At 66.2% G+C, this 1959-nt stretch carries 2 protein-coding genes and 1 pseudogene; 2 read left to right on the top strand and 1 reads right to left on the bottom strand.

Features of this window, described 5'->3' with window-relative positions:
* Positions 1 to 1175: cytochrome P450 (locus VGH54_RS05145; RefSeq protein WP_331510862.1), on the top strand; the 1175-nt coding region annotated here is incomplete at its 5' end.
* Positions 1176 to 1760, top strand: coding sequence for a helix-turn-helix domain-containing protein (locus VGH54_RS05140; RefSeq protein WP_331510861.1), 585 nt, complete (start codon positions 1176 to 1178; stop codon positions 1758 to 1760).
* Here VGH54_RS05140 and VGH54_RS05135 read toward each other — a convergent pair.
* A pseudogene (locus VGH54_RS05135) lies at positions 1741 to 1959 on the bottom strand (acyltransferase); the annotation flags it as partial. The gene VGH54_RS05140 and the pseudogene VGH54_RS05135 sit on opposite strands and share 20 nt — an antisense overlap.

Raw genomic sequence — 1959 nt, 5'->3', positions numbered from 1 at the left:
ACCCGTGGCCGATGTACCGCGCGCTGCGCGACCACGATCCGGTGCACCATGTGGTGCCGACGCAGAGGCCCGAGGACGACTATTACGTGCTGACCCGGCACGCCGACGTCTGGGCCGCGGCCCGTGACCACGAGACGTTCTCCTCCGCCAAGGGGTTGACCGTGAACTACGGCGACCTGGAAATGATTGGGCTCAAGGACAATCCACCGTTCGTGATGCAAGATCCACCGGTGCACACCGAGTTCCGCAAATTGGTGTCACGCGGATTCACGCCGCGCCAGGTCGAGGCGGTGGAGCCCAAGGTGCGCGAGTTCGTCGTCGAGCGCGTCGAGCGGCTGCGCGCCAACGGCGGCGGCGACATCGTCGCCGAACTGTTCAAGCCGCTGCCGTCGATGGTGGTCGCGCACTACCTCGGAGTGCCCGAAGAGGATTGGACCCAGTTTGACGGCTGGACCCAGGCGATCGTGGCGGCCAACACCGCCGACGGCGGCGTCGCCGGCGCGCTGGAAACCGTCGGCGACGCAGTCGGATCGATGATGGCCTATTTCACCCAGCTGATCGAGCGGCGCCGAACCGACCCCGAGGACGACACGATCTCCCACCTGGTCGCCGCGGGGGTCGGCGCCGACGGCGACATCGCCGGGGTTCTATCGATATTGGGCTTCACGTTCACCATGGTCACCGGCGGCAACGACACCGTGACCGGGATGCTCGGCGGGTCGATGCCGCTACTCCACCAACGGCCTGATCAGCGAGAGTTGTTAGTTGACAACCTTGAAGGCATCCCGGACGCCGTGGAGGAATTGTTACGGATGACCACGCCCGCACAAGGGCTGGCGCGCACGGTCACCGACGACGTGACGATCGGCGACACCACGATTCCGGCCGGACGGCGAGTGTTGCTGCTGTACGGGTCGGCCAACCGCGACCAGCGTGTGTACGGGCCGGACGCCGACGAGCTCGACGTCACCCGCTGCCCGCGCAACATTCTGACCTTCAGCCACGGCGCCCACCACTGCCTGGGTGCGGCGGCGGCCCGAATGCAGTCGCGGGTTGCATTGACCGAATTACTTTCGCGCTGCCCCGATTTCGAGGTCGACGAGTCCGGCATCGTCTGGGCCGGCGGCAGCTATGTGCGACGCCCGCTATCGGTCCCGTTCCGGGTCACGTCGTAGATGGCCAACGACTGGCTGGCGGAGCGTCGCACCGAGGTCGCGGCCGATCGCATCCTCGACGCCGCCGAGGCGTTGTTCACCCGCCACGATCCCGGTTCGGTGGGCATGAACGAGATCGCCAGGGCCGCAGGGTGTTCCCGCGCGACGCTGTACCGCTATTTCGAGAACCGTGAGGCGTTGCGCACCGCCTACGTGGCCCGCGAAACGCATCGGCTCTCCGAGTCAATCGACCTCGACGGGATCGAGGACCCGCGGGAACGGCTGGTCACCAGCATCGTCACCGCGCTTCGCCTGGTCCGCGAAAGTCCCGCGCTGTCAGCCTGGTTCGCGACGACGGCTCCCCCGCTGGGCGCCGAGTTGGCTGAGCAGTCCGACGTGATCGCCGCATTGGCCAACGCATTCGTCACCTCGCTCGGCGACGACCACCCCGCTAACGTTGCGGGACGCGGCCGCTGGCTGGTCCGGGTGATCACGTCGCTGCTGATTTTCCCCGGTCACGACGAAGCCGACGAGCGGGCGATACTCACCGAGTTCGTCGCCCCGGTCGTGGTGCCCGCCGATCAGGTCAGCCGCGCACCCGGGTGAAACGGTGCAACAGCCAGGCCGGCGGAATGGTGATCACGATCGTCGCCACGAACAACCCGGCCATCGAACCGGTGTAGACATGATCCTGCATGATGTAGACCATCGCGAATTCCATTGTCACCAAATGGATCAAGAAGATCTCGTAGGAGATCTCGCCGAGCCACACCATCGGCCGACTCGCCAGTAGGCGGCAATACAG

It is taken from the genome of Mycobacterium sp. (assembly GCF_036488105.1).
In the GTDB taxonomy this organism is placed as follows: Bacteria; Actinomycetota; Actinomycetes; order Mycobacteriales; family Mycobacteriaceae; genus Mycobacterium.
Note: the sequence above shows the minus strand (reverse complement) of the source record. Positions and strands in the feature narration are given on the sequence as shown.

What these genes read in the sequence shown, in the direction of transcription:
- VGH54_RS05140 (WP_331510861.1), top strand. Translation starts at nt 1,176, where the DNA reads ATGGCCAACGACTGGCTGGCGGAGCGTCGCACCGAGGTCGCGGCCGAT.